Origin of the sequence: Kutzneria sp. 744, assembly GCF_000568255.1 — a bacterium.
Classification (GTDB): Bacteria; Actinomycetota; Actinomycetes; order Mycobacteriales; family Pseudonocardiaceae; genus Kutzneria.
In genome coordinates, this window is sequence record NZ_KK037166.1 from 8,087,238 (window position 1) to 8,093,045 (window position 5,808).

8 protein-coding genes and 1 pseudogene are annotated in these 5,808 nt (G+C 71.2%); 4 read left to right on the forward strand and 5 right to left on the reverse strand.

Going from position 1 to position 5,808, the window contains the following annotated elements; translation table 11 throughout:
• Positions 1–80: 80 nt before the first annotated feature.
• Together KUTG_RS37255 and KUTG_RS37260 are read right to left on the reverse strand one after the other, a co-directional pair.
• Positions 81–650 carry a GNAT family N-acetyltransferase gene (locus KUTG_RS37255; protein WP_043731945.1) on the reverse strand — a complete coding sequence of 190 codons (570 nt, stop codon included), beginning with the start codon at positions 648–650 and terminating at the stop codon, positions 81–83.
• Positions 650–1,144 carry a YbaK/EbsC family protein gene (locus KUTG_RS37260; RefSeq protein ID WP_052396771.1) on the reverse strand — a complete coding sequence of 165 codons (495 nt, stop codon included), beginning with the start codon at positions 1,142–1,144 and terminating at the stop codon, positions 650–652. Before KUTG_RS37260 ends, KUTG_RS37255 begins: the two co-directional genes overlap by 1 nt.
• 177 nt (positions 1,145–1,321) lie before the next feature.
• Between KUTG_RS37260 and KUTG_RS62060 the strand changes: the two are divergent.
• Positions 1,322–1,666, forward strand: a pseudogene (locus KUTG_RS62060) (SAV_6107 family HEPN domain-containing protein); the annotation flags it as partial.
• A 109-nt stretch (positions 1,667–1,775) separates the two neighbouring features.
• Positions 1,776–2,540, forward strand: a complete 765-nt coding sequence (locus KUTG_RS37270; protein WP_043723610.1) for a maleylpyruvate isomerase family mycothiol-dependent enzyme — start codon at positions 1,776–1,778, stop codon at positions 2,538–2,540.
• Between the two features lie 43 nt (positions 2,541–2,583).
• Here KUTG_RS37270 and KUTG_RS37275 read toward each other — a convergent pair whose 3' ends face one another.
• A complete protein-coding gene (locus tag KUTG_RS37275; protein ID WP_232241169.1) occupies positions 2,584–2,889 on the reverse strand; it encodes a ribosomal protein L7/L12 in 306 nt (101 codons plus the stop codon).
• A 52-nt stretch (positions 2,890–2,941) separates the two neighbouring features.
• On the opposite strand from KUTG_RS37275, the gene KUTG_RS37280 reads away from it, so the two are divergent.
• Both KUTG_RS37280 and KUTG_RS37285 read left to right on the forward strand, forming a co-directional pair.
• Positions 2,942–3,604, forward strand: a complete 663-nt coding sequence (locus KUTG_RS37280; protein WP_043723614.1) for a GntR family transcriptional regulator — start codon at positions 2,942–2,944, stop codon at positions 3,602–3,604.
• Between the two features lie 126 nt (positions 3,605–3,730).
• A complete protein-coding gene (locus KUTG_RS37285) occupies positions 3,731–4,717 on the forward strand; it encodes a 1-aminocyclopropane-1-carboxylate deaminase (RefSeq protein WP_043723615.1) in 987 nt (328 codons plus the stop codon).
• Between the two features lie 48 nt (positions 4,718–4,765).
• Here KUTG_RS37285 and KUTG_RS37290 read toward each other — a convergent pair whose 3' ends face one another.
• Entirely contained in the window at positions 4,766–5,419 is a 654-nt protein-coding gene (locus KUTG_RS37290; RefSeq protein WP_043731948.1) for a LysE family translocator, read from the reverse strand.
• Between the two features lie 57 nt (positions 5,420–5,476).
• Positions 5,477–5,808 (reverse strand): hypothetical protein (locus KUTG_RS37295; protein WP_043723618.1); only part of this gene is annotated, 332 nt, incomplete at its 5' end.

Genomic DNA, 5,808 nt, shown 5'->3' on the forward strand with positions numbered 1-5,808 from the left:
ACAAAAAAAAAAAAAAAGAAAAAAAAAAACAAAAATAAGCCAGACTGCGATGGACCTCGGCAAAGACGTCCTTCCCTGCATCAGGAAGCTTCCAGCGGGAGGATGCGGCCCAGGACGGCGAAGGGGCGCGGGTCGCCGGCGAAGTGGTAGTGGCGCAAGACATCCTGGAACCCGACACGGCGGTAGAGGCGCCACGCGCGGGACGGGCCCTCGGGTGTGGACAGCAGCACCCGCTCGGAGCTCACGGCGTCGAGCAGGCTGCGCAGCAGGCGCTCGCCGATGCCGCGGCCCTGGGCGTCCGGCGACACATGCAGCTCCGTGAGCTCGAAGTAGTCGCGCATCCACTCGTCCACGGCGGTCGGCGTCGACACGGCGGTGAGGCCGCGGCGGACCTGCTCGTGCCACCACTGGCCGGCGGCGCCGCGATAGCCGTAGCAGATGCCGACCAGCGCGCCGTCCTGGTCGAGCGCGCCGACACAGCGCCAGCCCGCCCGGATCATGTGCGCCAACCACATCGGCGCGCGCTGCTGGGCGGTGCCGCTCGGGTAGCGCATCGCCGTGACGTACAGGTTGAGCGCCTCGGGCAGGCGGGCCCGCAACGTCTCGGCGGTGAACTCGACCAGGCGCTCGGTCTGTGGCGAGGCTGTCATCACTGCTCTCCGGCCACGGTCGCAGGGGTTCCGCCGGTCACGGCCACCAGCTCGGCGAACGTGGTCGGGTACACCGCGTTGGGGTGCCCGGCCGCCGCCCAGACGACGTCGTACTCGGCGAGATGCACGTCCACCAGGGTACGGATCTTTTCCGGGTGGCCGACGGGGGAGACGCCGCCGATCACCTGACCGGTGTGCGTGCGCACCGAGTCCGGGTCCGCGCGGCTCACCTTGCGCACGCCGACCAGCTCGGCCAGGCGCTTGGTGTCGGCCCGGTGCGCGCCGGAGGTCAGCACCAGCAGCGGCTGGCCGTCGGCGAGGAAGAACAGGCTGTTGGCGATCGCGCCCACCGGCACCTCGACGGCGTCCGCCGCCGCGGCCGCCGTGCGCACGGCGTCGTCGAGGACACGAATCCCCGCGGCCGCCCCGGTCGCCCCCGCCGCCTGCAGGGCGCCGCGGACCGTGCTCACCCCGGGATGCTCCTGATCGCTCACGTAGGCAATGACACCACGGCTGGGCCGTCCGAGGGGAAGTGACCCCTGTTCCGGCACGGGCTTGAACACCTCGTGGACTACGCGCTATTCTCGAAGTATCGAACAGACGTTCGATACGAGCCGCCGGCTTCCCCACGGCGGAGACGTCGAGCCCACGACGCCGCGAGGAGGCCGCTGATGTCTGTGCCCGTTCGTCTTCCCGAGTCGTTCCTGGTGCCCACTCCGCCCAGGTCCCGACTCCGTGCGGTGCCGTCCCCCGGCGCGTCGCCGTCGGCCCGGACGCTGTTGGCCCAGGCCCGGCAGGGCCTGCTCCAGGCCGAGCACGAGCCCGACGCCGCCGAGCGTTTCGTGCGGGCGCACCTCGCCGCCCTGCGGGCCGCCGCCGCCGTGCTCGCCCTGCGCGGCCGGCCGCACCGGACCCGCACCAAGCCCATGAGCGCCTGGGTGCTGCTGGCCAAGGTGGCGCCCGAGTTCGCCGAGTGGGCCTCGTTCTTCCAGTCGTGCGCGTCCACCCGGCATGCCGTGGAGTCCGGCATCACGCGGCTGGTGTCCCCCCGCAGCGCCGACGACCTCGTCCGCAGGCCGCGCAGTTCGTCGAGCTCGTCGACCGTGCCGTGCACGAGGCGGGGAGGTGACCGGGCGGGCACTCATCGACCACGACCGGCTGCTCGACGTTCTTGTCGCCGAGGGAGAGCTGATGGCCGACACGGCCGACGGCGCCCGGCCGGACCTGCCCATCCCGAGCAAGCCCACCACCAGCCTGGCCGACACCGTCCGCCACGTCGGCGGGGTGTTCCGGATGGTCGCCGCCCGGCTGCGCGGCGGCAACGGCCCCGTGCGGTGGGAGAGCGAGCCGCCGCCCGGCGGCGCCCTGGTGGAGTTCCTGCGGGGTGGGCTGCACGACCTGGTGGATGAGTTGCAGGCCCATCCGGCCGACGAGGTGTGCAGCACCTGGTGGCCTTTGGACCGGACCTACGGCTTCTGGCGCCGTCGCATGGCCCACGAGGCCACCATGCACCGCGTCGACCTCCAGTCCGCCGCCGGCGTGGAGGTCTTCACCGTCGACGACGACGTGGCCGTCGACGGCGTGGACGAGGCCCTGACGCTGTGGTTCGCCCACCGCCTGTCGGTGATAGGCGTCTCCGGCAGCTCCGAGTTCCGCGTCGCCGTCCGCTCCGGCGGCCGGGTCTGGCTGGTGTCGTCCCACGGCGACAACAAGGCCGCTTGGCGCGCTTCCCCCGCCGACGCCACGTCCGTCCAGGCCACAGTCACCGGTGAGCCCATGACCGTGTACCTGTGGCTGTGGGGTCGGCTGCCGTTCACCGCGGTGCGCATCACCGGCGACGTGGATGCCGTCGCCGCGCTGTGGGCCCTGCTTCGCTTGGCCACGCACTGAAGTAGGTCCGGCCGGTCCCGTACCGGCCGGACCTCCTCTTAGGTCACTGGATGCGTTCCACCGCGTCCTTGGCCTCTTTGAGGCCGGCGCCCGTGAGCTCGCGGTAGCGCTTGATCGCTTCGATCTTTCGGCCCGAACGGGCCAGGTTCACCACGTCCTGGTCGACCGCGAGGTCCGGGCCGGTCGGGCCCGGTTGGGGCACGTCCAGGTGGTGCATCAGCAGATCCAGCTTGCGCTCCATGCGGTCGAGCCGGCGCTCCAGCTGCTTGGTCGAGCCCCCTCGGCCCAGCAGGGCGACGAGCAGAACCAGGACCGCGACTCCGACCAGCACCACCGTTGTGGGATCCACCGCTGAACCGTATCCCCTTGACGAAAGCGTTCCGGCAGGTCACGCTACTGAAATGCAATATATTAGTCGCCTGGACCGCCCGCTCCTGCGGGATCGCGCGCTGGCCACCATCCGCCAGGCCATCGTGTCCGGCGACCTCGTGCCCGGCGAGGCCATCCGCGACCTCGACCTCGCCGAGCGCCTCGGCCTGTCCCGCACGCCCGTCCGCGAGGCCCTCAGCCACCTCGCCGACGAGGGCCTCGTCGAGTCCAAGCCGCACAGCTACACCCGGGTCACCCCCATCGACCCCGTCGCCGTCCGGGATGCTCTCCAGGTCGTCCAGGCCATGCACGGCCTCGCCCTCCGCCTCGCCGTGCCGCTGCTCACCCCCGCCGACCTGGCCCGCATGCGTGCCCACAACTCACGCTTCGCCTCCGCCTTGGAGGCCCCCGACATCGCCGGGGCCCTCTCCGCCGACGACGACTTCCACCGCGTCCCCGTTGAGGCGTGCGGCAACTTCGCCGTCACCGCCACCATCCAGCGCTACACCCCCCTCGTGCGACGCCTTGAGTACCAACGCTTCTCCTCCAGCTGCGGCGTGGACTCGGTGGCCATGCACGAGGAGATCGTCACCGCCTGCGAACAGGGCGACGCCGACCTGGCCGGCCGCCTGACGGAGCGCAACTGGGCCACCCTCGCCGACGAGCTGGCCAAGCAGCCCGAGGCGGCGGACTAACCCCACCCACCGATCACGCATTCGACCTCCGCCCGGCACTCACCCGGACCAGCTCCGGCCTTCTGCTCATCCGGCGGCGTGATTCACCAACCCCTTCCTCACCACCAGACCGATTGGAGCTTTCCCATGGCGCTTGAGGACTTTGCGCGGTATCCGCTCACGTTCGGGCCGTCGCCGGTGCACGCGTTGGAGCGGCTCAGCGGGCATCTGGGCGGGGCGCGCGTGTGGGCGAAGCGGGAGGACTGCAACAGCGGGATCGCTTACGGGGGCAACAAGACCCGGAAGCTGGAGTACCTGGTGGCGGAGGCGGTGGCGCAGGGGTGCGACACGCTGGTGTCGATCGGCGGGGTGCAGTCCAACCACACGCGGCAGGTGGCCGGGGCGGCGGCCCGGGCCGGGCTGAAGTGCGTGCTGGTGCAGGAAAGCTGGGTGGAGTGGGAGGACCCGGGCTACGACCGGGTGGGCAACATCCAGCTCAGCCGGCTGATGGGGGCGGACGTCCGGCTGGTGCGGTCGAACTTCGGCATCGAGTTCAAGCAGAGCTGGCAGGACGCGATCGCGGAGATCGAGGCGGCGGGCGGCAAGCCGTACGCGATCCCGGCCGGGGCGTCGGACCATCCCCTCGGCGGCCTGGGTTTCGCCGGCTGGGCCCGTGAGCTGGAGCAGCAGGAACGGGAACTGGGCGTCTTCTTCGACACGATCATCGTCTGCTCGGTGACCGGCAGCACCCAGGCCGGCATGCTCGCGGGCTTCACCAACCGCGACCGCCGGGTCGTCGGCATCGACGCCTCGGCCAAGCCCAAGGAGACCTTCGACCAGGTCGCGCGGATCGCCGAGGCCACCGCCAACCTGATCGGCGGCGAGCCCCTCGACGTGATCCTCGACGACCGCTACCACGCCGGCATCTACGGCGTCCCCGACGAGTCCACTGTGGACGCGATGAGGCTGGCCGCCCGGACCGAAGGCATGATCACGGACCCGGTGTACGAAGGGAAGTCGATGGCGGGGCTGATCGACCTGGTGAGCCGCAAGGAGATCCCGGCGGACAGCACGGTCCTGTACGTCCACCTCGGCGGCCAGCCGGCCCTGAGCGCCTACAGCGGCCTCGACTGACCACGAGTCACGGGGCGCGCCAGCAGTCGGCGGCGATCCGCTCGGCCATCACGGTGTGGCGGCGACCACCGCGCGGGAGCGGTCGGCGGCGATGCGGACGGCCATCACGCCGAGGGCGGTGCCCATGACGTAGCGCTGGACCTTCAGCCAGCCCGGGCGGTCGCCGAGGAAGCGGGAGATCGAGCCGGCGGACATCGCGATCAGGCCGTTCACGGTGATCGCGAGGGTGATCTGGACGAGGCCGAGCGTGAAGCTCTGCGCGGCGACGTCCCCACGGGCCGGGTCGACGAACTGGGGGAGCAGCGAGACGTACATGACGGCGATCTTGGGGTTGAGGAGGTTGGTGACCAGGCCCATGGTGAACAGCTTGCCGGGGCGGTCCGCCGGCAGCTCCCGGGGCGCGAACACCGACTTGCCGCCGGGGCGCAGCGCCTGGAACGCCAGCCACAGCAGGTATGCGGCGCCGGCCAGCTTCAACACGGTGTAGACGGTCGGCACCAGGGCGAAGATGGTGGCCACACCGGCCGTGGCGGCGACAAGGTAGACGAGGAAGCCGCAAGCCACACCGGCCAGAGAGATCAGGCCGGCCCGGCGGCCCTGGGTGACGGACCGCGAGACCAGGTAGATCATGTTCGGGCCGGGGATGAGCACCAGGCCCAGCTCGATCGCGGCGACGCCCAGCACGGCGTTGAGGGTGACCATGACCTCGACCCTAGCCACCCGGGCCGCCCAGCCGGAGCGCATTTCTCCAGCTCGGAGTCAGGCCCGCAGACGCAAACCCTTGGGTGTGGCGCGAAAGCCGACGTCCTGGAGGATCAACGAGAACTTGGACCCCAGGGCGCCCTCGCCGTCGGCCCGCTGCACGGCCAACTGACCGAGCCAGCCCTCGCGGACGGCACGGGCAAGGGCCTCGGCGGCCTGGCGGAGCTCGGGTTCGGACTCGGTGAAGGACAGCAGGGACCGGCCGCCCCGCTCGACGTACAGCACGGGAAGACCGTCGACGAGCACGGCCAGGGCGCCGGCCTTGCGGGCGGGGCGGTGCTTGCCGTCGCCGACGGGCTCGGGCCTCGTCAGGGCGGCGCCGTACGGCT

What these genes read in the sequence shown, in the direction of transcription:
- KUTG_RS37255 (WP_043731945.1), bottom strand. Translation starts at nt 650, where the DNA reads ATGACAGCCTCGCCACAGACCGAGCGCCTGGTCGAGTTCACCGCCGAG.
- KUTG_RS37285 (WP_043723615.1), top strand. Translation starts at nt 3,731, where the DNA reads ATGGCGCTTGAGGACTTTGCGCGGTATCCGCTCACGTTCGGGCCGTCG.
- KUTG_RS37280 (WP_043723614.1), top strand. Translation starts at nt 2,942, where the DNA reads ATGCAATATATTAGTCGCCTGGACCGCCCGCTCCTGCGGGATCGCGCG.
- KUTG_RS37290 (WP_043731948.1), bottom strand. Translation starts at nt 5,419, where the DNA reads ATGGTCACCCTCAACGCCGTGCTGGGCGTCGCCGCGATCGAGCTGGGC.